General features: G+C 56.8%; 19 protein-coding genes and 1 pseudogene. 15 read left to right on the top strand and 5 right to left on the bottom strand.

The window, feature by feature from the left end:
- Positions 1 to 82: 82 nt before the first annotated feature.
- From RLO149_RS11235 to RLO149_RS11220, 4 genes are all read right to left on the bottom strand, one after another.
- The gene (locus RLO149_RS11235) at positions 83 to 724 is read right to left on the bottom strand and encodes a response regulator transcription factor (protein WP_013962210.1); all 642 of its coding nucleotides are present in this window, start codon (positions 722 to 724) and stop codon (positions 83 to 85) included.
- Positions 708 to 3,053, bottom strand: a complete 2,346-nt coding sequence (locus tag RLO149_RS11230; protein WP_013962209.1) for a cache domain-containing protein — start codon at positions 3,051 to 3,053, stop codon at positions 708 to 710. The genes RLO149_RS11235 and RLO149_RS11230 overlap by 17 nt, the downstream gene beginning before the upstream one ends.
- Positions 3,054 to 3,389: 336 nt before the next feature.
- Positions 3,390 to 4,664: an L-rhamnose catabolism isomerase gene (rhaI, locus tag RLO149_RS11225; protein WP_013962207.1), complete on the bottom strand. Its 1,275-nt coding sequence runs from the start codon at positions 4,662 to 4,664 to the stop codon at positions 3,390 to 3,392.
- Between the two features lie 13 nt (positions 4,665 to 4,677).
- Positions 4,678 to 6,780, bottom strand: a complete 2,103-nt coding sequence (locus tag RLO149_RS11220) for a bifunctional rhamnulose-1-phosphate aldolase/short-chain dehydrogenase (protein ID WP_013962206.1) — start codon at positions 6,778 to 6,780, stop codon at positions 4,678 to 4,680.
- Between the two features lie 186 nt (positions 6,781 to 6,966).
- On the opposite strand from RLO149_RS11220, the gene RLO149_RS11215 reads away from it, so the two are divergent.
- The 14 genes and pseudogenes from RLO149_RS11215 to RLO149_RS11140 all read left to right on the top strand — a co-directional run bounded on the left by RLO149_RS11215 (position 6,967) and on the right by RLO149_RS11140 (position 20,804).
- Complete coding sequence (locus RLO149_RS11215) at positions 6,967 to 7,779, top strand: DeoR/GlpR family DNA-binding transcription regulator (protein ID WP_013962205.1); 813 nt, start codon at positions 6,967 to 6,969, stop codon at positions 7,777 to 7,779.
- Positions 7,780 to 7,803: 24 nt separating this feature from the next.
- Positions 7,804 to 8,796, top strand: coding sequence for a rhamnose ABC transporter substrate-binding protein (rhaS, locus tag RLO149_RS11210; RefSeq protein WP_011569207.1), 993 nt, complete (start codon positions 7,804 to 7,806; stop codon positions 8,794 to 8,796).
- Between the two features lie 72 nt (positions 8,797 to 8,868).
- Positions 8,869 to 10,404, top strand: a complete 1,536-nt coding sequence (locus RLO149_RS11205; protein ID WP_013962204.1) for a sugar ABC transporter ATP-binding protein — start codon at positions 8,869 to 8,871, stop codon at positions 10,402 to 10,404.
- On the top strand, positions 10,401 to 11,381 hold the full coding sequence (locus RLO149_RS11200; RefSeq protein WP_013962203.1) for an ABC transporter permease: 981 nt from the start codon (positions 10,401 to 10,403) through the stop codon (positions 11,379 to 11,381). The genes RLO149_RS11205 and RLO149_RS11200 overlap by 4 nt, the downstream gene beginning before the upstream one ends.
- Positions 11,378 to 12,379 (top strand): ABC transporter permease, encoded by a 1,002-nt coding sequence (locus RLO149_RS11195; RefSeq protein ID WP_013962202.1) that lies wholly within the window; start codon positions 11,378 to 11,380, stop codon positions 12,377 to 12,379. The genes RLO149_RS11200 and RLO149_RS11195 overlap by 4 nt, the downstream gene beginning before the upstream one ends.
- The gene (locus RLO149_RS11190; RefSeq protein WP_013962201.1) at positions 12,376 to 12,693 is read left to right on the top strand and encodes an L-rhamnose mutarotase; all 318 of its coding nucleotides are present in this window, start codon (positions 12,376 to 12,378) and stop codon (positions 12,691 to 12,693) included. Before RLO149_RS11195 ends, RLO149_RS11190 begins: the two co-directional genes overlap by 4 nt.
- Positions 12,690 to 14,075 (top strand): FGGY-family carbohydrate kinase, encoded by a 1,386-nt coding sequence (locus RLO149_RS11185; protein WP_013962200.1) that lies wholly within the window; start codon positions 12,690 to 12,692, stop codon positions 14,073 to 14,075. The genes RLO149_RS11190 and RLO149_RS11185 overlap by 4 nt, the downstream gene beginning before the upstream one ends.
- A 560-nt stretch (positions 14,076 to 14,635) precedes the next feature.
- Positions 14,636 to 15,809: pseudogene (locus RLO149_RS11170) on the top strand (IS3 family transposase).
- A gap of 393 nt (positions 15,810 to 16,202) precedes the next feature.
- A complete protein-coding gene (locus RLO149_RS11165; protein ID WP_013962197.1) occupies positions 16,203 to 16,901 on the top strand; it encodes a GntR family transcriptional regulator in 699 nt (232 codons plus the stop codon).
- Positions 16,901 to 17,728 (top strand): transporter substrate-binding domain-containing protein, encoded by an 828-nt coding sequence (locus RLO149_RS11160; RefSeq protein WP_013962196.1) that lies wholly within the window; start codon positions 16,901 to 16,903, stop codon positions 17,726 to 17,728. Before RLO149_RS11165 ends, RLO149_RS11160 begins: the two co-directional genes overlap by 1 nt.
- Before the next feature lie 24 nt (positions 17,729 to 17,752).
- Positions 17,753 to 18,430, top strand: a complete 678-nt coding sequence (locus RLO149_RS11155) for an amino acid ABC transporter permease (protein WP_013962195.1) — start codon at positions 17,753 to 17,755, stop codon at positions 18,428 to 18,430.
- Position 18,431: 1 nt separating this feature from the next.
- Positions 18,432 to 19,097 carry an amino acid ABC transporter permease gene (locus RLO149_RS11150; RefSeq protein ID WP_013962194.1) on the top strand — a complete coding sequence of 222 codons (666 nt, stop codon included), beginning with the start codon at positions 18,432 to 18,434 and terminating at the stop codon, positions 19,095 to 19,097.
- 3 nt (positions 19,098 to 19,100) lie between these two features.
- Entirely contained in the window at positions 19,101 to 19,877 is a 777-nt protein-coding gene (locus RLO149_RS11145; protein ID WP_013962193.1) for an amino acid ABC transporter ATP-binding protein, read from the top strand.
- Between the two features lie 12 nt (positions 19,878 to 19,889).
- On the top strand, positions 19,890 to 20,804 hold the full coding sequence (locus tag RLO149_RS11140; RefSeq protein ID WP_013962192.1) for an aminotransferase class IV: 915 nt from the start codon (positions 19,890 to 19,892) through the stop codon (positions 20,802 to 20,804).
- A gap of 781 nt (positions 20,805 to 21,585) precedes the next feature.
- On the opposite strand, the gene RLO149_RS11135 is transcribed toward RLO149_RS11140, so the two are convergent.
- Positions 21,586 to 22,365 (bottom strand): LytTR family DNA-binding domain-containing protein, encoded by a 780-nt coding sequence (locus tag RLO149_RS11135; protein ID WP_013962190.1) that lies wholly within the window; start codon positions 22,363 to 22,365, stop codon positions 21,586 to 21,588.
- Between the two features lie 168 nt (positions 22,366 to 22,533).
- Here RLO149_RS11135 and RLO149_RS11130 point away from each other — a divergent pair, with 168 nt between their 5' ends.
- Entirely contained in the window at positions 22,534 to 22,869 is a 336-nt protein-coding gene (locus tag RLO149_RS11130; protein ID WP_013962189.1) for a DMT family transporter, read from the top strand.
- Positions 22,870 to 22,931 lie beyond the last annotated feature (62 nt).

Raw genomic sequence — 22,931 nt, 5'->3', positions numbered from 1 at the left:
ACACACTGCACGCATACAATCGTTCAAAAGACGGCCAAGGTATATTCGCGTTGTTACCTAGGTAGACTTGCCTATAGCCCGTTCACGTCTCGGGTTTTTCAAAAAGCTGATAGGTCAGCGCCAGATCGACAAGCTCTGCGACCGACTGGACGTTCATTTTATCCAGAATGCGTGCGCGGTGGTGATCGACCGTGCGTGGGCTAATATCGAGATGACGTGCTACATCCTTGCTGGAACTGTTGGAGGGATTCAACACCAGAAATTCTGCGATTTCCCTTTCGCGCTGGGTCAGGCTTTTTAGTTTGTTCTGGGTCATCTTTAACGCGTTATCGACGTCGCGCGCCTTTGCATCTATTTGCAGGGCGGTATCAATTCGGGCCAGTAACGCCTCCTGACGAAACGGTTTTTCCAGAAAGTCGACGGCCCCGAATTTCATCGCGCGCACGGCTTCTGAAACGCCGCCATGCCCGGTGATGAAAATGATAGGCAACGCTCTGCCACGGTTTACAAGCACCTGCTGGAGTTCCAGACCATTCATCTGTGGCAGTCCGTAATCCAGTATCAGGCATCCCGACCGGGCGGGGTCGTAGCCCGCCAGAAAGGCATGTGCGGAGTCAAAGACCTGCGTGTTATATCCACGGGTGCGCAAAGCGCGCGAGAGAGACGTGCGAATGTCTTCGTCATCATCCACGATGAAAACGCAAGGTTCAGTGGCTGTATTCATATGCCTTCCCCACCTCCGTTTTTGGTTTCAATGCAGGCAGAGTAAAGCAAAATTGGGGGTTTCCATCCGGGTCCTGCTGGTACCAGATTTCCCCGCGATGCGATTCCACAATTGTGCGGCAGATCGAAAGCCCCATGCCCATGCCGTCTTTTTTGGTCGTTTTGAAGTGTTCGAAAACGTCCACGTCTTCCTGCAAACCGGGTCCTGTGTCGGTGACGCTGATCATAGCCCCGGATTGGGTGTTCTCTGCTTTCAGAGTGACCTTGCGGTCGCGCATGTTACTCTGGGCAATGGATTCAATGGCATTGCGCAACATGTTCACCAGCACCTGAGCGATCTGCACGCGTGATCCATAAACGGGTTCAAGATTGCTGCCTGTTGCGGTGATGCTGATGCCGTGGTCCTTAGCCTCAGCCCGCATCAGATGCAGGGACTGCTCCATCAGTTCGGCAAAATCAAACTCTGTTTTTTCAGCGCCTTCCTTTTTCACAAACGCCCGCAGCGCTTTGATGATGTCCCCGGCGCGGTGTGCGTGCCGGTCTGTTTCCACAAGAAGCTCCCGCAGGGCGGAAGCCTTCTGGTCTGTGTCCTTGAGCAGAAAAACAGCCGTGTCCATGTTTTGCGAGATCGCAAGCAGGGGTTGGTTCAATTCATGCGCAAGCCCGGTCGCCATCTGTCCCATCATGTTGATCCGTGCAGAATGCGACAGATCGGTATTCAACTGCTGGATTTTCAGGTCCGCTGCAATTCTTTCCGAAATATCGTCAACCGCGACTACGGCATAGACCGGCACGTCATTGTCATCTCGAATAACGATCACGTTTTCACTGACCCAGATGGTGGTACCGTCTTTGTGCCGATACCGCTTTTCACTGAAATACTCTGAGCGACCTCCGCCGCTTGACGCGGTGAACACTTTGGCGACGGGGTCACTGGGGTGCGATATGTCCTGAATTGTCAAATCAAGCGCTTCGACTTCGCTATAGCCCAGCAAATCGGCAAGCCGTCTGTTTATCCGCAGGATCTTACCGGTGTGCGCCTGTATCCGGGCCATGCCGCGCGCAGCAAGATCGAAGGTCCTGTCATATTCGGCTTCTGATTTCTTGCGCTCGGCGATGGCCTGAACCAGAGTTTCATTTGCGCGTTCAAGCTCTTTGTAGGTTTTGGGTAAAGGTTCCTCCGCCGAGGCTTCCCCCTGCGAAACCAGCGAGGATCGAACGGCAAAAGCCCGGACAGGTTTGTGGATATAATTCGCCAGCATTAACCCCACCACGCCCGATGCAAGGGCAATTGTTGCTGCAATCCAGACATTCTGTGTCCGGTTTCCCGTAATCTCACCGGTGAAATCCGCTTCCGGCGCATAGACCGCGATCGTCCACGGCAGTTCATCACTGATGGCAGGCATCACGGTCGAGACATAAGTAGACCCGTCAAACTCAAACCGCGACGCAACCTCACGATCTACATAGACCTCCGACCCACGGACCACATCGGCAAAGGCGGCATGGGCGACCGGATCGTCGATCTCGTTGATGTTGACAAACCGAAATGTTCCGTCCGGGTTTTGCTTGCGGATCAGTGCTTGATTTGGGTGCGCAATGACGTCGCCGTTCCGGTTCAGGATCAGTGCAACGCCTGACTTTCCGATATTGAGCCGACTCAGAAACCCGGAAATAGCGCCAATTTCAATGTCCACCCCGACGACACCGCGTAATCCGCCATCGGTATTGAAAACGGGTGATGCGGCAGTGATGCCGGGACGCTGCGAGGTGAAAAAGATGTAGGGGTCGGTCCAGATGCCTGTCAGGTTTTCCCGGGAGGATTGATACCAGGGGCGCGTGCGCGGATCATATGTGTCCGCTTTGTCGTCTTGGCGCGCAAGCACCTGATAATTGCTGTCACGCCAGATCAGCTCGGTTTCGCGTGCCTCGCCGTCGCGCATCACAATCTTGGTTCGGAAGGGTCCGGGCCCTTCGCTGCGCATCACATAGACAAAGTTCCCGGCCTCATCACCATAAAAAACCCCTGCAAACTGCGGTGAAATCTGAAGCTGCTGAAAGAGAAGGTTTTCAAGCTGGTTGAAATCATCGCTCGCAATAACCTGATTCTCGGCAAGCCGTGTTGCAAGCTCAGCGGCACCTTTGGCAGGTTTGAGGAATCCCTTCGAGTGCTCGATGGTATTGGTTCCCACATCGCTCAAGAGGTCGCGCGCATGCTCCAGCAGAACTTTTTCGGAGGTGAGAAAGGATGAAAACACCACAATAGTGACGGCAACAAATTGCAATCCAGCGAGGCAGAGCGCCAGTATCAAACCCAGAGAGAACTTCATTACGCATCAGTTTCACCGAAAACCAAGAGATTGTTAAGGCCCAACAAAACGTGCTGGGCCTTTTATCGCGCATGCAATCGCTCGGGGCGCGAGGATCGGTGTCATTGCGGCATAGGTGAAGGGGCGGTCATCCTGCTTGAATATGCCTGCCAGATGAACTTGTGTGAGCGGTGCACGGGCCTTGCGGGTATAGCTCCAGCGATCTGCAGAACGAAACAAATCAACGGGAAAATGCGCGATCTAAGCGGTGGAATTCCATGCTTCAGAGGGCCATCAGACCCTCAGCGCCCCACTGGGATCGACCGCACACCACAGCAAGCCCATGTCGCAGCTTGCCTACACGATCCCGCCACCAGCGCCGGAGACAGCAGGACGTTGTGTGCCGACCTTGGCGCGATACCCGGACGCGCGATAGGTCGCAACCGGGTCAATGGCACCGTTCTGCTCAAGACGTGCCATTGCGAGGATGGGTTCGACATCCGTGCGAAACCCCTGTTTCAGGGTCGTTGTGGCCATCAGCGCATCGTTGTCTTCCTGAAATCCAAGCAAAGCGGTGCGGTCGACCAAAAGTGCTTGCGCATAGGCGCGCTGCACCTCTGTTGCGGACACCATCAGGCTTTCGATCGGATCGGTCACGTTGTGGCTTTGATCCAGCATATGCATCGGGTCGAAGTCAGCCTGCGTTTCCGCCTCAACCAACTCGTTGAACACGAGGAACAGGCGGTAGGGGTCGATGCTGCCCGTGTCGAGGTCATCATCGCCGTATTTGCTGTCATTGAAATGAAATCCGCCGAGCTTTCCAAACTGGATCAGCCGCGCGACGATCATCTCGATGTTCGTGTTGGGCGCATGATGACCCAGATCTACAAGGCATTTTGCCTTGTCGCCCATCTGCTGCGCGATAAGCAGGTTGGTGCCCCAGTCCTGCACCACCGTGGAATAGAAGGCTGGTTCATACATCTTGTGTTCGCTCAGCAGCGTCCAGTCATCGGGCAGGGCGTTGTACACCTGTTTTGCTGCATCAAGATAGCGTTCAAACTGCTTGGTAAAGTTGGTCTGTCCCGGAAAGTTTGACCCGTCCCCGACCCAGATCGTCAGCGCCTTTGATCCGATGGCAACCCCCAGTTCAATGCATGCAATGTTGTGATCAACCGCTTGCTGGCGCGTGGCCGCGTTGGTGTGGGAAAGGGAGCCGAATTTGTAACTGTGTTGCTGTTGCAGCTGATCCTGAAAGGTGTTGGAATTCATGGCATCGAAGCGCAGACCGACTTCTTCGGCCTTGCTGTTGAGATCGGCGGCAGGTTGTGCATCCCACGGAATATGCAACGACACGGAAGGTGTTGCGCGCGTCAATTGGTGGATCAGCCCGCAATCATCAAGCTTGTCGAAAATATCGCGCGGCTCGCCGGGGCCGGGAAAGCGCGCGAAACGGGTGCCGCCTGTGCCAACGCCCCAGCTGGGCACCGCCACGCCATAGTTTGCCACCCGGTCCTTGATCGCCGCGATGTCGATCCCGCGCCTATCAAGGTGCGCGCCCAGAGCGTCATAATCTGCCTGCAATTTTGCCATCGCAGTTTCATTGGTCTGCGCGATGATGTCTGAATGGATCATGATGCTGCCCTCCCTAACGCGTGAACGCCTGAACGTTGCCTGCGTCCACGTTGATGATGTTTCCGGTTGATTTCGAGGACAGGTCAGAGGCAAGAAAATAGGCGGCCTCCGCAATATCTTGCGGCAGGACAGAGCGTTTGAGCATCGAGCGGTCGCGATACATCGCCTCCAACCCGCTTTTGTCCGTGCCATAGGTGCCAGCCCTCTGGTCGAGCCATTCCCCTTCCCAGATTTTGCTGCCCTGCAAAACCGCATCCGGATTGACCACATTGACCCTGACACCCATCTCGGCGCCTTCCAGAGCAAGGCAGCGGGCAAGGTGGATTTCGGATGCCTTTGCCGTGCAATAGGCCGAGGCATTGGGCGAGGCGGCGAGACCGTTCTTGGAGGCGACAAAAACAACCGATCCGCCCATATCTTGCACCTTGAACACCTTGAACGCTTCGCGGCTGACGAGGAAGTACCCGGTCGACAGGATCGCCATGTTTTTGTTCCAAAGCGCCAGCGTCGTGTCCTCGACCGGGGCAGAGCTGGCGATACCGGCGTTTGACACAAGGATATCAATGCCGCCAAACTCGGCAGCGGTCTCGGTATAACAGGCGATGACCGCCGCCTCATCCGTTACGTCCATATTGATCGTGCGCACCACATCCGTGGAATACCGTGCCGACAGCTTTGCCGCCGTTTGCGCCAGGGCGGCGTCGTCAATATCGGCCAGCATCACGCAGGCACCTTCGCGCAGGTATCGTTCCGCCGTGGCCGAGCCGATCCCGCCCGCGCCGCCCGTCACAAGTGCCACGCGGCCTGCCAGTGCCTTGGGCGCGGGCATGCGTTGCAACTTGGCCTCTTCGAGCAGCCAGTATTCGATGTCGAATGCCTCCTGCTCGGGCAGGCCCTGATATTCGGACACGGCATCCGCACCGCGCATCACGTTGATCGCATTGACATAGAATTCGCCGGAAATCCGCGCAGTCGCTTTGTCCTTGGCAAAGGTGATCATCCCCACACCCGACACCAGATAGACAACCGCATTCGGGTCGCGCATGGGCGGGCTATCGGCGCGTTTGCAACGTTCATAATAGACCTGATACCCCTGCCGATAGGCCGCCACCGCATCGCTGAGCCCCGCAAGTGTTGCCTCCACATCAGGGTTGGCCGGGTCAAAATCCACCACAAGCGGGCAGATTTTCGTGCGCAAAAAGTGATCGGGACAGGACGTGCCCATGCTTGCGAGCCGTGTCATGTCTTTGGCATTCACAAATTCCAGCACCGCATCGCTGTCCTCAAAATGCCCGACCATATGCTGCTGATCCGATACCATCCCGCGCAGAACCGGCATGAGACGCGCCGCGGTGGCACGGCGGGCCGCGTATGTCAGGCTGTGATGGATTGCGCCGCCAAAAGCGTGCTTGCCCGCTGTTTGCTCTGCAAACCAATCCATCGCGGTCTGAATGATCTCCAGCGTCAGTTCATAGCAATCCTGTGCGTCATCGGCCCAGGTAAAGAGCCCATGGCTTTCCAGCACAACACCTTTGGCATCGGGGTTCTTTTCGCAGAAATCCGACAGCCAAAGCCCCAGTTCGTAGCCCGGTCTTTTCCATGGCAGCCACCCGATGCGATCCCCGAAAATCTCTTGGGTGAGCTTTTTGCTATCCTTCGCGGCGGCGATGGCAATAATCGCATCCGGGTGCATGTGATCGACGTGTTTTGCCGGCACATAGGCATGCAGCGGCGTGTCGATGCTGGCGGCGCGCGGGTTCAGGTTGAACGTGCAATGGGGCAGGAAGGCCACCATTTCATCCTCATACTCGGCACCACGGTAGACGCCCCGCAATGCGTTCAGCTTGTCCATATAGAGCGTCGCAAACCCATCCATTTTGATCGATCCGACATCGCCGCCCGATCCCTTGACCCAGAGCACTTCGGCAGGCTCACCCGTCAACGGGTCAGTTTCGATCACCTTGGCCGATGTATTGCCGCCGCCGTAGTTTGTGATTCTCTTGTCTGATCCCAGAAGGTTGGAGCGATATAGCAGCTTCTCGGATTCGCTCATGGGCGCGGCAAGATTAACATCCCACTTGTTTTCAAGGCGTTGCGTTGCGGATGGGTGGGTCATTGCAGTCTCCATGGACGCCAGAGTTCAGGATATTTCTGCGCTGCACGTTGGCCGAGCGCAGAAACCATGTCAATCAGAATCAGTCAAAAGCAATCATGCTGCGATGCAGAATGATTGAATGTGACAAATATTGATTGACACGCAGCTGCGATTCGCGTCAGCTTGACGGCGAGCAAAGGGGCATCCATGCACGAAAAAGACCGTCATCGCGTAATCCTATCGGCCGTTCAGGACCGGTCCCTCGTGACGGTCATGGACTTGTGCACATTGACGGGAGCGTCCGAGGCAACGGTGCGGCGCGATATCAACACGCTGGATGCGCAAGGGCGCTTGCGTCGCGTGCGTGGCGGGGCCGAGGCGCTGGCGACAAAGCCGTTTGTGGGCCTCGCGGGGCGCCCGTTTTCAGTAAACGAAACGATGAACAGTGCTGAAAAGCAAGCCATCGCGGCGGCAGCGGTTGATCTGTGTGAGGATGGTGAGCCGATCATCATCAACGGTGGGACGACCACCTTCCAGATGGTACACCCGCTGGCCTCGCGTCGGATGCAGGTGTTCACCAACTCCTTTCCCATCGCCGAGCATCTGTTGAAGAATTCCACCAATACCGTGATGCTGTCCGGCGGGATCATCTACCGCGAACAGAACATCATCCTGTCGCCTTTCGAGAACGACGTGACGCGCAACTTCTATGCCAAACGGATGTTCATGGGGGCCGCCGGCATCGGCCCGCTGGGCTTGATGGAGCAGGACCCGCTGCTGATTCAGGCCGAGCAGAAATTGATCGGGCAGGCGGATGAATTGATCGTTCTGGTGGACAGTACGAAGTTTGAAAACCGCTCCAGCCTCGTGCTGTGTCCGTTGGAGCGGATCGATACGCTTATCACCGATGACCGCATGGATGATCGCACGGCAAACATGCTGGACGCGGCGGATATCACATTGATCGTTGTCCCGTCCGGGACCACGCAGAAAGACGGTGTGGCGCAGTTGCCCGCCTGATGTAACCACTCCAGGGAGGAAACCATGAGTGTACTTAAGAAACTAGCAGCATCCGTTGCATTGGCAGGAACGATGGTCGCCAGCCCCGCGCTGGCAGAGGACGTGCGCATCGCGCTGGTCGTCAAGGCGCTGGGTATCGGCTTTTTCGAAGCGGCTGCGGAAGGCGCTCAGGAGGCGGCGGAAGAACTCGGCAATGTCGAAATCATCTACACAGGGCCCACTGACACGACCGCTGAAGGGCAGATCGAGGTCATCAATTCCCTCATTGCCCAGCAGGTCGACGCCATTGCCGTGTCTTCCAATGACACGGACGCTTTGGTGCCCGCCCTGCAGCGCGCGATGCAGCGCGGGATCACGGTGATCAGCTGGGATTCCGGTGTGGCCCCAGAGGGGCGTCAGTTGCATCTCAACCCATCGTCCAACGCGCTGATTGGCAATATGATCATCAAACTGGCTGCGGATCATTTGCCAGAGGGCGGCGAGGTTGCCTTGCTCTCTGCGACCACAACATCCACCAACCAGAACATCTGGATGGAGGAGATGAACAAGGTGATGGGCAACTACCCGGATATCGAAGTTGTTGCGACGGTATACGGGGATGATCTTGCCGATAAATCCTACCGCGAGGCGACCGGCCTGATGCAATCCTATCCGGATCTGGACGCCATCATCGCGCCGACATCCGTCGGGATCGTGGCTGCGGCGCAAGCTGTTGTGGATGCGGGCAAAGTCGGTCAGGTGAATGTCACGGGCCTTGGCCTGCCATCCGAAATGGCCGGTGCGATTGAATCGGGTGCCTCGCAGTCTTTCGCCATCTGGAATCCGATTGATCTGGGGTATTCTGCGACCATGCTTGCCTATGAACTCAGCCAGAACGGCGTTGAGGCCGCGCCCGGTGCCGAAATCCCCATGGGGCGCATGGGCAGCCTGACGCTTGATGAAAACAACGAAGGCGCCATGGCCGATCCCTTCGTCTATGACGCAAGCAACATCGAGCAGTTCAAGTCGATTTTCTAATTTGTGACGGGTCCGGCGCATCCTCTTGCGCCGGACCAGCCCCTTTTATCAACGCCCCAAAAGAGTGTCGTCATGTCAAAGCACACCCTATCTGCAGATGTGCCCGTGGTATCCATGGATGCCATCACCAAGACGTTTCCGGGGGTCAAAGCGCTGGATCAGGTCAGGCTTGATCTTTACCCCGGGCAGGTCACGGCCCTTGTGGGCGAAAACGGGGCGGGGAAATCCACGACCGTCAAAATCCTGACCGGAATTTATCAGCCGGACGGGGGCACCATCCGGATCGCGGGCGCGCCGGTTATTCTGAACACTCCGAATGACGCCTCCGCCGCAGGGATCACGGCCATCCATCAGGAAACGGTGTTGTTTGATGAGCTTACGGTTGCTGAAAACATCTTCATCGGTCACGCGCCGCGCACAAAATGGGGTTTGATCGACAAGGCAGCGATGCACCGCAAGGCGCGCGGACTGCTGGACGAGATCGGTGCGCCTTTCGACACGGGTGCCTATCTGCGCGAACTGGGCATTGCGAATAAACATCTGGTGGCCATCGCCCGCGCCTTGTCGGTGGATGCCCGCGTTGTGATCATGGACGAGCCGACGGCAGCGCTGTCCCACAAGGAAATCGAAGAGCTCTATGAACTGGTCGAAACCCTGAAAGCGCAGGGAAAGGCGATCCTCTTCATCAGCCATAAGTTCGACGAGATTTTCCGCATTGCTGACCGCTACACGGTGTTTCGCGACGGGGCCTTTGTCAGCGATGGCCTGATCAGTGACATTGATCAGGACGCGCTGGTTAAAATGATGGTGGGGCGGGCGGTCGATCACATCTTTCCCGAACGTCAGGCAGCGCTTGGCGAGGAGGTGCTGCAGGTTACAGGCTATGCGCATCCCACGGAATTCGCCGGTATCGGGTTCACGCTGAAACGCGGTGAAATCCTCGGGTTTTACGGACTTGTCGGGGCAGGGCGCTCCGAATTGATGCAAGCGCTCTTTGGCATCACCCGGCCCAGCAAAGGGGTGACAAAGATCAATGGGGACATTCGCGTGATCCGCTCTCCTGCGGACGCAGTGAACAACGGGATTGTCTATGTCCCCGAGGATCGCGGCAAGCAGGGTGCGGTGATCGGGTTGCCGATTTTTCAGAACATCACCTTGCCCTCACTTGGCCGCACGTCGCAATCGGGCTTTTTGCGCATGGCCGAAGAATTCAAACTGGCGCGCGACTATGCCGAGCGGCTGGATCTGCGCGCCGCCGCCCTTGATCAGGATGTGGGCAACCTGTCGGGGGGCAACCAGCAGAAAGTCGTCATTGCCAAGTGGCTGGCCACGCAACCGCAGGTCATCATTCTGGATGAACCGACCAAGGGCATCGACATCGGCTCCAAGGCGGCGGTGCATGAGTTCATGGCCGAGCTTGCAGGCCAAGGCCTCGCGGTCATCATGGTCAGTTCCGAGATACCCGAAGTCATCGGCATGTCCGATCGTGTGATCGTGATGCGTGAGGGTCGCATCGCCGCCGAAGTGCAGGGCGATGATCTGACGCCCGAAACCCTTGTTCGCCACGCCGCGGGCATTGCACCAGTGACAGAAAGTATCCCCGCATGAGTCGTTTCATCCCTGTGCGCGAAACCATTCTTGCCGCGGCGATTGCTGTGTTGCTGATTCTGATCGCCTCGCGTTTTTCAGGTTTTGTCGCCCCCTCCAACCTTGTGAACGTGTTCAACGACACGGCACCGCTGATCATCCTTGCGCTGGGTCAGATGGTGGTCATCCTCACCCGCTGCATTGATCTGTCGGTCGCTGCGAACCTCGCCCTCACGGGGATGGCCGTTGCCATGATCAACGTCGCGTTTCCCGGCCTGCCTATCCCTTTCATCATTGCCATCGCGATCTGCCTTGGCGGTGCGATGGGGGCGATCAACGGTCTGCTGGTATGGAAACTGCCGATCCCGCCCATCGTCGTGACGCTGGGCACAATGACCATCTTTCGCGGTATCATTTTTCTGATCTCTGACGGAAAATGGGTGAACGCCCATGAGATGAGCGAAGGGTTCACGGGTTTTCCACGCGCTGCTGTGCTTGGCTTGCCTATTCTGTCATGGTGCGCCGTGCTGACCGTCATCATCTTTGCGGTGATGATGTCGCGCACGCCCTTGGGCCGCTCGATCTTTGCGGTCGGTGGTAACCCCCATGCGGCTGTCTACACAGGGATTGATGTTGGCAAAACGCAGTTCAAGGCCTTCGTTATATCCGGCGCACTTGCGGGTCTCACGGGGTATCTTTGGGTAGCGCGGTATGCCGTGGCCTATGTCGATATCGCAGGTGGATTCGAGCTGGAAGTTGTGGCCGCCTGTGTCATTGGCGGTATTTCCATCGCCGGTGGCATTGGGTCCGTTGGTGGTGCGGTTCTGGGCGCGCTGTTTCTGGGCGTCGTCAAGAACGCCTTGCCCGTCGTCAATATCTCACCCTTCTGGCAGTTGGCCATTTCCGGCAGCGCGATCCTGATCGCGGTCGCTTTCAACGCCCAATCCGGCCGCAAGAAAGGCCGTCTCATCCTCAAGGACGCGGAGGCGACCCGATGACCGATATCGCAGCACAACGCCACATCCCCGACCGCCTGCACAGCCGCGCGTACCGGACAGTGCGCAGCTGGGAATCCCTGCTGTTGGCCGTCGCCATCGCGATCTTTGTCGTGAACAGTTTTGCCTCGCCCTACTTTCTGAACGCATGGAACCTCAGCGACGCGACCTTTAACTTTACTGAAAAAGCGATGATCGCCTTTGCCATGGCCTTGCTGATCATCGCGGGTGAAATCGACCTTTCCGTGGCCTCGATCATCGCGCTTGCCAGCACCGCCATGGGGCTTGCGACCCAATATGGCGCGGGCACCCCGGAACTGGTTATCATCGGCCTGTCGGTCGGTTTGCTCTGTGGGGCTTTTAACGGGTTTTTCGTCACGATCCTTGGCCTGCCCTCCATCGTCGTTACCATCGGCACGATGAGTCTGTTTCGCGGTATCAGTTTCATTATTCTGGGCGATGATGCGTTCCGCGGCTACCCGGCAAGCTTTTCGTGGTTCGGGCAGGGGTATATCTACTGGGTTTTCACAGTCGAAATGCTGCTGTTCGTCATCATCGCGGTGATCTATGGCGTTCTGCTTCACAAGACGAACTTTGGCCGCGCGGTCTATGCCATCGGCAACAACCCAACGGCGGCTCTGTTCAGCGGCATCCGCGTGCAGCGCGTGAAATTCATTCTGTTTCTGCTCACTGGCTTGATGTCGGGTGTCGCCGCGATCTGCCTGACGTCGCGGCTTGGCTCGACCCGCCCGAGTATCGCCACCGGCATGGAACTTGAGGTCGTCACGATGGTTGTGCTCGGCGGCGTCAATATTCTGGGTGGCTCGGGGTCGATCCCGGGCGTGGTGATCGCGGCCTTCGTCATGGGGCTTGTCACCTTCGGGCTTGGCTTGTTGAACGTGCCGGGTATCGTGATGTCCATCTTTATCGGTCTGCTGTTGATTGGCGTCATCGCCTTGCCGCGCCTTTGGACGATGTTTGCATCGCACGGCAAATCATGACGGAACGCTACGTTTTCCGGATGCGCCTTCATGCGGGCAAACAGGCGGAATACCAGCGCCGCCATGATGCGATCTGGCCCGAGTTGGTCGATCTGTTGCGTGCCGCCAAGGTTTCTGACTATTCCATTCATCTGGACCCGGAAACGCATGTGCTGATTGGCGTGCTGATCCGCCCGGAGGACCATGGGATGGCGGCGCTGTCCGATCACCCGATAATGCAGAAATGGTGGGCGCATATGGCCGATATCATGGAGACCGGGCCGGATGATGCCCCCGTCGCGGTCCCGCTGCCCTGCCTGTTTCATATGCCATGAGAAATCCGCGCCATATCGCCGTTATTGATATCGGAAAGACAAACGCGAAGCTGGCGCTTGTCGATTTGGACACGCTCAGTGAAATCGCCGTACGCACGCGGCCCAATGTGGTTTTGCCCGGCCCGCCTTGGCGGCATTTCGATACCGAAGGGCATTGGGATTTTCTGCTGAATGGGCTCAAGGCGCTGCATGCCGAAAAAGGCATCGATGCCATTTCCGTCACAACGCATGGTGCCAGTGTTGTGCTGCTGGATGCGCGCGCAGAGCTCGCAGCACCTGTGCTTGACTATGAACAACCGATCCCATCGGATGTTTCACGGGCTTACGACGCGATGCGTCCCGCTTTCGCAAAAACGGGTTCTCCCCGGCTTGCCAATGGATTGAATGTGGGCGCACAGCTTCATTATCAGTTCAATCAGGACCCATCTTTACGCGACCGTACAAAGCATATCGTGGGCTATCTGCAATATTGGGGCCATCGCCTGACAGGGGAAATGGCGTGGGATGTGACCTCGATCGGTTGTCATACAGACCTTTGGCAGCCGGTTGCCGGTCAGTTCTCCGAGCTTGTCGATCGCTTGGGCATCGCTGACAAGATGGCACCTGTGCGACATTCTGCTGACATCCTTGGTACCATTTTGCCCGAGATTGCTGCGGCCACCGGATTGCCCAAGAATACGCCTGTCTCCGTCGGTATTCACGATTCCAATGCATCGCTTTATCCACATCTTCTGACCGAAGAGGCTCCATTTTCTGTTGTTTCGACGGGTACTTGGGTCGTTGCCATGGCTGTTGGCGGTAAGGTACAGGACCTCGATCCAACCCGGGACACGCTCGTCAACGTCACCGCAATGGGCCAACCCCTGCCATCCGCGCGTTTCATGGGCGGGCGGGAATACGAGATCATTCAAGCCGGTCAATCGCAGCCACCAACACCACAGGACGTGGCGCAGGTTCTTGCAAATGCAGTTATGATCCTGCCGGCAGTCGAGCCATCCTCCGGCCCGTTTGGTGGCCATCAAATGCGCTGGAGGGGAGGGGAACCTGCGCTTGGCTCCGGACAGCGCTCAGCGGCATTGGCGTTTTACCTCGCGATGATGACGAACACGTGCCTGTCGTTATTGGAGGCGAAAGGCTTGACGATTGTTGAAGGCCCATTTGCGCAGAACAAGGCATTCAGGACCATGCTCTCGGTCGCAACAGGTCGACCCGTTTTGCACGGCCAGTCGTCAACTGGCACCAGCATTGGCGCATCGCTCCTTTTCAGTAAGGGCATGACGCCCGTTCTTCCGAAATTGGACGCAATCGAGGAGGACGCAAAAGAGTATCGGGCATACGCTAAGGAGTGGCACCTGCATACCAGCCAAACGCCGAACGGCTAAACAAGCACGGGAACAAGGCTTCGCTTCAGAGAAGACTGCTGAGTACACTGGCATCAGCGGTGACAGCGTCTCAGGCGTGCAGAACGGATTATGTCCGTCGTTGTAAAAAGTCGAACGTCAGAGCGGCTCAAGCAATGGAGGTTCTGGCTCGTTTGTGTGACTGGTTCTTGATTTTTCAAGCAGTGTTGTCGGATTGTTTTGTTCGACGCCCTTGCTCCGAAAACGGCTCTGTCGGGCCCGAAATGGACGTTGGCTGGCCTGACGTTATTCAGGCTCTCGCGATGTCGCCGGGTATTGCAGTAGGTGAGGAAGGCCGCAACGTCACCTTCGAGATCACCCGGTAAGTCTTCGTTGTCCCGCGAAACGCGGCTCTTCAGCATCTATGGCCAACGATGGAACTTGCCTTGAGTCTTCGGGTGAACACATAATGAGATTGCTGCCGTTGCAGCCCGCATAGCTGACCTTCGCTGCAGGTACAGAATTGTAAGATCGTTCGATGGACCTGTCGCGGTTTGATGCCGCCCCTTTGATAGCATTTACTGCAACAAAGGAGACTGACTATGGGACTGAAACGGACGGACGAATTTCGCCAAGATGCGGTGCGTATCGCGCTGACCAGTGGGCTGACACGCAAACAGGTGGCTGACGATCTGGGTGTAGGTATGTCCACACTGAACAAGTGGATCACAGCGCATCGAGACACGGATGTGGTGTCAAAAGAGGATATGAGCCTCGTTCAAGAGAATGACCGGCTGCGCCGCGAGAACCGTATTCTCAAGGAGGAGAGGGAGATCTTAAAAAAGGCCACCCAGTTCTTCGCGGGCCTAAAGCAATGAGATTTAGGTTCATTGAAGAACACAGCGAGAGCTTCCCCACCAATCGGCTGTGTGATGTCGTTGGCGTCAGCACACGCGGGCTACGCGCATTTCGAAGCCGGCCAGCCAGTCGCAGACAGCGGTCTGATTTGGTCACGCTGGCGCACATCAAAGAACAATCTCGTCTGAGCCTTGGCAGCTATGGCAGGCCGCGCATGACTGAGGAGTTGAAAGAGATTGGCCTGGATATCGGTCACCGCCGTGTTGGCCGCCCCCTCTCGGCAGATTTGGCTTTGCCAAATCGCCTGTCGGGCAGTGGATGCGCCAGAACGGCATATCAGTGGTCAGAACACGCAAACACAAGGTCACGACGGATAGAGATCATAAGTTCAATATAGCACCGAACCTACTGGATCGTGACTGCGCGGCAGATGCGCCAAACCAGAAATGGGCGGGCGACATCAGCTATGTCTGGACCCGTGAAGGCTGGGTGTATCTGGCTGTGATCTTGGACCTGCATTCTCGCCGTGTCATCGGCTGGGCCGTCAGTAACCGCATGAAGCGTGATCTAGCGATACGGGCGTTGAACATGGCCATCGTATTCCGTGCGCCACCAAAGGGCTGCATCCATCACACGGATCGCGGTAGCCAATATTGTTCTCACGACTATCAAAAGATTCTGCGCCAACATGGGTTCAAGGTGTCGATGTCTGGGAAGGGCAATTGCTACGACAATGCGGCTGTCGAGACGTTCTTCAAAACCATCAAGGCCGAGCTGATCTGGCGGCGGTCATGGGAAACCAGGCGGCACGCTGAGATGGCAATCTTTGAATACATCAACGGCTTCTACAGTCCACGCCGCCGTCACTCAGCACTGGGATGGAAAAGCCCTGTCGCATTCGAACGGAAGGTGGCTTAAACGAGCACTAGGGGCGGCACTAAAGCGGGACAGCTCCACGACGACCGCCACGCGGACAAGGCCGACCCATGCAGACCACAGTTTTCCAGTGCGGCATTTCGATTCCATGAACAGCGATGACGACTTTGAAATCTATCCGCCTTCACCGCACCGATCATTCGCTGCGAAGGGTTTTGGTATTCCTAGTTCAACCGCTCGCTACCGAAGGCTGCGAGTCTGGAAAGGGATTGCTCATCATAGGGGGCGTTTTGCTGAGGGTGACGATTGTTATTTGGAGGCGCCGTGCAACAAGGCTGTGTAACGCATGCGAAATATTCAGATCTCAATAATTGTTGACAATCTTCAATCTACCGCCAACGATACGTAAATGGGCTAACAACTATTGAGTGATTCATGATTTCTTCACCTTTGAAACGTCAGACGATGAGCGCTCAGATCGCGACGCTATTGCGGCACGCCATCCTGACGGGTGAGTTTGAGCCGGGAAGCCAAGTGGTTGAGAGCACACTTGCTCTGCGTCTCGGTGCGAGCCGGGGGCCGCTGCGCGAAGCGATGCAACAATTGATTGACGAAGGTTTGTTGGTCAGCGTGCCATATACAGGAACGCGGGTTGTCGATATTTCGCTGGAGGATGTGAATGACATATACGCCATGCGCACCTGTCTGGAGCAATTCGCCTTTGAGCAGGTCTGGGACCGGCGCGACGGCGATTTCAAGAAAGACCTGCTGGCCCGCAGTGACACCCTCAAAGAGGCGATCGACCAATCGGATCACGTGGCCGCAATTGAGGCCGAACTTGATTTACACGGGCTTGTCTATGAATACGCCAACAATCGCATCCTGTTGAACACATGGACCGGATTGCGCGGGCATTTGCAGTTGTATTGGGCAGCACACCGCCGCGCGCATGGGACCGCTGTACCCAAACGAGACAGCCACGACGATTATATACGTTTTGCCCTCGGCGACAGCCTGAGCGCGATGCAAGACGAGCTAAGCGATCATATGCGACTCGGGCTCGAGACGACGAAAGCATTTGTTGAAGCGCGAAGCGCCGAGATGAAACCAAAAACCAACAAGGAGAGAGATTGATGAAAAGACGTACGGTATTGGCGGCCGCGATTGCCGCGACGGTGATGGGGGCAGGCACAGTGGCCCAAGCCCAAGACAGCACAATGGCACAGGTCCGCGATAACGGCGTGTTGCGGGTCGGGGTCACTCAGGCCCCGCCGTGGTATTCCAAGGACATCATCAGCGGTGAATGGACCGGCGGTCTTGGTGTGTCGATGGGCAAGGCCATGGCCGAAACCCTCGGCGTTGAATTTGAACCTGTTGAGGTGACATGGGGCACCGCAGTGGCGGCCCTGCAGGCAGATCGTATCGATTTGATGTTCGTGCTGGACGCCACCGATGCGCGCAAAGAGGCGGTGAATTTCCCTGAAACACCGCTGCTGTATTACTCCTTAGCCGTCTTGGCACGCGATGATCTTGAGATTACGGATTGGGCCGATTTGAATTCGTCTGATATCAGCGTTTCAGTCCCTCAGGCGACCAGCATGGATGCATTCCTGACAGAAAACGCACCCAACGCTGACATCCAGCGGTTTCCCGGCAACGCTGAGGCGATAGCCGCTTTCCAGGCCGGTCGTGTGGATGCCGTGACCTTGTTCCACCCACCGCTGATTGCGGCCCGTCAGAAATTGGGTTCTGGCCAGATCATCGTACCTCAGCCGGTTGAATCGCGCCCCTCTTCGGTGGCTGTGCGTCAAGAAACCGACCCTGCGTTCGTGAACTGGGTGAATGAGCAGATCGACGGTTACTACAAATCCGGCCAAACGCAGGTGTGGTACGAAGAATTCCTGAGCGACTTCGGCCTTGATCCGTCCAAGGTGCCCGCGATCATACGCGAACGCCTGTAAGCCAATCAGCAGGGCGCAAAAGCAATGTATGAGTGGGATTTCACCGCCGTTATCGAGAACTCTGACCTTTTGTGGCAGGGGCTTCTCGGGACGCTGGCGATCACCGGCACAGCGTTGGCCTTTGGCCTGCCGCTGGGTCTGATGCTGGCGTTGTCGCGGCTGTCGCCACGCAAGTGGCTGGCGTGGTCTGCCGGGTTCGTCATCGAATTCTTCAGGACCACCCCACCGCTTGTGCAGCTCTTTTGGTTCTTTTTCGCCCTGCCGATCCTGATGGATATCCAGATGACGCCCTATCTTGCGGCGGCCATCACGTTTTCGATCCAATCCTCGGCGTTCTTTGCCGAAGTGTTCCGCGCTGGCATCGTCTCCATCGAACGGGGCCAATGGGAGGCTGCGCGGGCCATTGGCATGCAGCGCCCGCAGGCCATGCGCCGCATTATCCTGCCCCAAGCCATCAAACGGATGATCCCCGCCTTCACCGAACGCTCAATCGAATTGATGAAGACCACAACACTGGTCGCCACGGTGTCCTATGCGGACCTGCTGTATCAGGCCAACGAGCTGGCCCAGAAAACGTTTCGCCCCATCGAAATCTTCACCGCCACAGCGCTGATCTATTTCACTGTCATTTTCGGGCTGAGCCTGTGCGTGCAGGCCCTTGAACGTCGTCTCGCCGTGAGCGGCGACAGTACGGTGCGCTGAAATGGAATACACTTGGGATTTCGGATCGGTTTGGGAATATCGCGAAGCCCTGTGGGTCGGCCTGATCAACACGCTGCGCATCTTTGTGATCTGCCTTGTGGCGGGCCTGTCACTGGGGCTTGCTATGGGACTGGCGCGCTATTCTGTGCGCCGCTGGTTGCGCTGGCCTGCGGCGTGTTTCATCGAGTTTTTCCGCAACACACCGGTTCTGGTGCAAATTTTCTGGTTTTACTTTGCCTTCCCCATCCTCGCCCCGTTCGAGATATCGGCCCTGATGGCCGCAGCCCTTGGCATCACCCTGAATTCCGCTGCATTTTCCGCCGAGATCTTTCGCGGTGGCATCCAAACCATCGACCCTGGTCAATGGGAGGCCGGGCGCGCCATCGGCATGCGTTACCGCGAGATCATGGCCCGCATCATTCTGCCCCAGGCTGTGCGCCGGATGATGCCCGCCCTGACGAACCGAGGCATCGAGATTTTCAAGATGACGACGCTGGCCTCCGCCATTGCCTACGCCGATGTGCTGCATCAGGCGCGCCTTATTGCGTCAGTCAATTTCAACCCGATTGAGGCCTACACAGTTGTTGCAGTGGCATTTTTCGTCATTCTTTACCCCATTGTGCGGGCCACCTATGCCCTTGAACGGCGTCTGGCCAAAGGAGACTGATCGATGTCACAAGAACCGATCCTGACCATACGGGGGCTGCAAAAGTCATTCGGGGACAACCACGTGTTGCGCGGCATTGATCTGGACGTGCAAAAGGGGGATTGCATCGCCATTCTGGGTGCATCCGGGTCGGGCAAGAGCACGTTCCTGCGCTGCCTGAATTTCATGGAAATCCCGTCGGATGGGGAAGTTACCCATGCAGGCAAGACAATCGGCACCGAACGCCCCGGCAAACCGCGCGCCTATCCAGAAAATGAACTGACAAAGGTGCGCCAGAAGGTCGGTATGGTGTTTCAACAGTTCAACCTGTTCCCACACAAAACCGTGCTGGGCAACATCACCGAAGGGCTGCGGATTGTTCAAGGAAAGGACAAAGCCAGCAGCGAGGCCCGCGCGCATGAAGAACTGGCGCGCGTCGGGCTGGCGGAAAAGGCCGACGAATACCCCTCGCGGCTGTCGGGCGGGCAAAAGCAGCGGGTCGCCATCGCGCGCGCTTTGGCGCTGGCCCCTGAATTGATGTTGTTTGATGAACCGACCTCGGCGCTGGACCCGGAATTGGTGGGCGAGGTACTCAACGTTATTCGCGGCATCGCCGATGAAGGACGCACCATGTTGTTGGTCACCCATGAGATCGGGTTCGCCTATCACGTCGCAAATCGCGTGATCTTTATGGCGGACGGTATCATCCAAGAGGAAGGCCCGCCCGAGCAGGTGCTGAAAAACCCGCAAAGCCCCCGCACGCAAGCGTTTCTTGCCCGCCACAAGCAATTTGAATTCTGAACGGAAATATCCATGAGCAACGCGACACAAGACAGCGCCCAAAGCTACGCACACGACCCCCGCAACGACACCGTCGAAGTTTACGTGAACGGAAACTTCTTTGCCCGCGACAAAGCGATGGTGCCCGTCTTTGACGCAGGCTTTGTTCTAGGGGACGGCATCTGGGAAGGGATGCGGTTGGTCAAAGGCAAGCTGTTGGCTGTCGATGAACATATGGCACGGATGTATGAGGGGGCGAACGCGATCCAGCTCGATATCGGCATGGATCGTGACGCACTGGTGGCGGAAATCTGGAAAACCCTGCGCCACAACAATATGAAAGACGGCGTGCACATTCGCCTGATGATCTCGCGCGGCGTAAAGTCGACCCCAAATCAGGATCCGCGTTTCATCACCGGCCCCGCGACGATTGTGATCGTCGCGGAGTATAAACAACCCAATGCCGCGCTGAAATCACGCGGCCTCAAGCTGATGACCTCGACGATCAGATGCTCCACCCCCGACGTGTTCGATTTGCGGCTCAATTCCCACTCACGCCTGAACTTTATTCAGGCTCTGATCCAAGCCATCAACATGGGCGCAGACGAGGCCCTGATGCTTGATGATCGTGGTTTTGTTGCGAGCTGTAACTCTACCAATTTCTTCATCATCCGCGGAGAGGAATTGTGGACCTCGACAGGGACGACCTGTTTCAACGGGATTACCCGCGCCAAGGTGATCAAGCTGTGGCGCGATGCGGGAAAACCGGTGTTTGAAAAGGACTATACGCTGGCGGAAACCTATGCTGCTGACGAAGCATTCGTCACCGGCACCTTGGGTGGCATTACACCAGTGACAGTAATCGACGGGCGCAAGGTGGGTGCCGGGAAACCGGGGCCGGTGACGTCGTCGATTTCGGACTTATACAGTACGTATATAGGCGCATGAGCCGTCGGTTCGGTCGGGGAACAAGCAACGCCCGTTTTTCGCAGGAGGCTAACAGCCGCCCGCTTCGTGCGTAAAGCGGTCCCGACGGTTCTCTTTTACTTCGCGATTTGCGTGTGGCCGTTTGAGTAATTTCGCTGCGCGGCCATTGGTTGAGGCACGTTCACAGCCGACTTCCTCAGCGATCTGATTGTTGTGCCAACATACGGTGAACGGGTTGTTTTGCATTCTCTGGTTTCCAAGCACAGGGAAGGGCCGCGCCCGCGCGCAACGCAACAAAACGAATGCTGCCGCATGCGTGAGGAAATGCTGGGTCTGCAATATCTACACCAGAAAAGCGCAGCTTCGTCCCGCGACCTGTGAGTTGCCCTCAAAATCGTCGCCGCCACGCAGCGTCAACATCCGAGCAGATGCGGCGATCTTCGTGCTTTGCGCGCGCACGGCGTCACACCTCAACGACTGGGTTGGAACCCTTCCAAAACTCGGATGCGGCGCAGCATTTTCGCCTGCCTAGAGCGTCTGACGAGATACCTGAAATATCAGTTATCACGTAACGCGTTGAAATCTTTGATTTCAGGCAGCGTTATTTGATTCAGGTTTTTCGCATGACGCTTTAAGCGGCTGAAAAGAGACATGCGCCACCGGTCTGTGATGCTGCGGTCACAGCCTGCACAACGGATATTGGCGCTTATTCGCAGCATGGATGCCTCGACAACGACCGGACCGCCGACGACGCAGGCAGTTTGACGGTGTTATGCAATGTCCGCTTGATCACTGAAAATGGTCATCGGAGTGCTTCTTTCACTGATCGGCGATAGGTCCGACCAACGGGAAGTTCACGTCCGCATTGCAAGACGACGACTGGTGCCCCGCTGCGGTACCGATAAGCTTGTACTGCACGCCGAGCTACCCACCATGATCGGTGAAGCCGGACCCCATATTCACCAAGATCATTTGCTGCGTCCTGAAGCGTTGTTCTGATCAGTGTTTGGCCGAGTTCCGTTTCGGCCCTGACGTAGTGGTCCTCTGCGTGCAGTAAGATCAGATCTCTGCCCAAGTGATCCGGCAGTTGATCAAGCCAGGCGGGCTCTGGCGTCGGTGTTCTGCTTGGCGCCTCACCAACTTCGCGTATGGCGACGGCCTCAGACAGCGCTGAAACAGCGAAACAAATCACCGCGACATAGGGCAGAAGCTCCAGCGCATCCGTCAAGAACGGAGTCGCGAAAACTGCCATATGAAAGCCCGCAAGCCAAGCTGTCACAGGGAGACTGGCAATCGCAGCTCCGATCCCAAGGCTCGTAGGCGCACCAATGCCATAGCCTTCCGCGGTGGTCGCGACGGCGAATGAAACCAGGTAGCCAAGCCAGAAAGTTGTTGTGACAATAAACAACCAATACGCGGTTCGCACTAGCGTCGGCAAAGCGTCATAGGTCCCAAATGGACCAGTCAGCCCAATCACGAAACCGGCGCCCAGAAGCCCTGCCCAGAACCGCCCGCGCCGCGCAAGGACCCGCGCCTCGGCAATGGTTTCTGCAACAACCGTGTCGTTCGCGACCTTTCCCATGCTGTTGACGCCAGACCTATTTCTTTCGCTCCCTTCGAAGGTTAGCAGGCCAGCAGAACACCAGCAACTCAACGCACCACGGATTACGATTGCACAATGAAAGGACCGGTTCGGTTTAATTTCACATGGCACCCGAGCGTGGCCAAATTACCTATGAAGGAGATCATCTTGCCAACTCATTACCTTTACCTCGTCGCATCTGTCATTGCCGAAGCGGTAGGGTATTCCGCATTGAATACCAGCGCGCAATTCACCAAGTTCTGGCCCTCGCTATTGGTGATTGCCGGGCTTGGGAGCTCGTTCTACTTTCTGACTCTGGCGCTGGAATATATGCCACTTGGCGTCACATACGCATTAGCGTCCGGCCTTGGAATCATTGTGGTCGCCTTGGCAGGCATCGTCATTTTCGGGCAACAGCTGGACCTAGCTGCAGGCATCGGACTTGCGCTCATCATCGCCGGAATAGTTGTCATAAATGCCTTTTCGGACTTTGCCGTTCACTGAGGCAGACCCCGAGCGCGAAAGTCAAAGACCGTGGATCGCCAGTAATTGCAAAAAAAAGCGAG

The sequence above is a fragment of the Roseobacter litoralis Och 149 genome, from assembly GCF_000154785.2.
In the GTDB taxonomy this organism is placed as follows: domain Bacteria; phylum Pseudomonadota; class Alphaproteobacteria; order Rhodobacterales; family Rhodobacteraceae; genus Roseobacter; species Roseobacter litoralis.
Note: the sequence above shows the minus strand (reverse complement) of the source record. Positions and strands in the feature narration are given on the sequence as shown.

Excerpts from the sequence above, each read along its gene's own strand:
- RLO149_RS11190 (WP_013962201.1), top strand. The coding sequence starts at position 12,376 with ATGACGGAACGCTACGTTTTCCGGATGCGCCTTCATGCGGGCAAACAG.
- RLO149_RS11215 (WP_013962205.1), top strand. The coding sequence starts at position 6,967 with ATGCACGAAAAAGACCGTCATCGCGTAATCCTATCGGCCGTTCAGGAC.
- RLO149_RS11185 (WP_013962200.1), top strand. The coding sequence starts at position 12,690 with ATGAGAAATCCGCGCCATATCGCCGTTATTGATATCGGAAAGACAAAC.
- RLO149_RS11195 (WP_013962202.1), top strand. The coding sequence starts at position 11,378 with ATGACCGATATCGCAGCACAACGCCACATCCCCGACCGCCTGCACAGC.
- RLO149_RS11220 (WP_013962206.1), bottom strand. The coding sequence starts at position 6,780 with ATGACCCACCCATCCGCAACGCAACGCCTTGAAAACAAGTGGGATGTT.
- rhaS (WP_011569207.1), top strand. The coding sequence starts at position 7,804 with ATGAGTGTACTTAAGAAACTAGCAGCATCCGTTGCATTGGCAGGAACG.
- RLO149_RS11165 (WP_013962197.1), top strand. The coding sequence starts at position 16,203 with ATGATTTCTTCACCTTTGAAACGTCAGACGATGAGCGCTCAGATCGCG.
- rhaI (WP_013962207.1), bottom strand. The coding sequence starts at position 4,664 with ATGATCCATTCAGACATCATCGCGCAGACCAATGAAACTGCGATGGCA.
- RLO149_RS11140 (WP_013962192.1), top strand. The coding sequence starts at position 19,890 with ATGAGCAACGCGACACAAGACAGCGCCCAAAGCTACGCACACGACCCC.
- RLO149_RS11200 (WP_013962203.1), top strand. The coding sequence starts at position 10,401 with ATGAGTCGTTTCATCCCTGTGCGCGAAACCATTCTTGCCGCGGCGATT.
- RLO149_RS11230 (WP_013962209.1), bottom strand. The coding sequence starts at position 3,053 with ATGAAGTTCTCTCTGGGTTTGATACTGGCGCTCTGCCTCGCTGGATTG.
- RLO149_RS11205 (WP_013962204.1), top strand. The coding sequence starts at position 8,869 with ATGTCAAAGCACACCCTATCTGCAGATGTGCCCGTGGTATCCATGGAT.
- RLO149_RS11135 (WP_013962190.1), bottom strand. The coding sequence starts at position 22,365 with ATGGGAAAGGTCGCGAACGACACGGTTGTTGCAGAAACCATTGCCGAG.
- RLO149_RS11235 (WP_013962210.1), bottom strand. The coding sequence starts at position 724 with ATGAATACAGCCACTGAACCTTGCGTTTTCATCGTGGATGATGACGAA.
- RLO149_RS11160 (WP_013962196.1), top strand. The coding sequence starts at position 16,901 with ATGAAAAGACGTACGGTATTGGCGGCCGCGATTGCCGCGACGGTGATG.
- RLO149_RS11145 (WP_013962193.1), top strand. The coding sequence starts at position 19,101 with ATGTCACAAGAACCGATCCTGACCATACGGGGGCTGCAAAAGTCATTC.
- RLO149_RS11155 (WP_013962195.1), top strand. The coding sequence starts at position 17,753 with ATGTATGAGTGGGATTTCACCGCCGTTATCGAGAACTCTGACCTTTTG.
- RLO149_RS11150 (WP_013962194.1), top strand. The coding sequence starts at position 18,432 with ATGGAATACACTTGGGATTTCGGATCGGTTTGGGAATATCGCGAAGCC.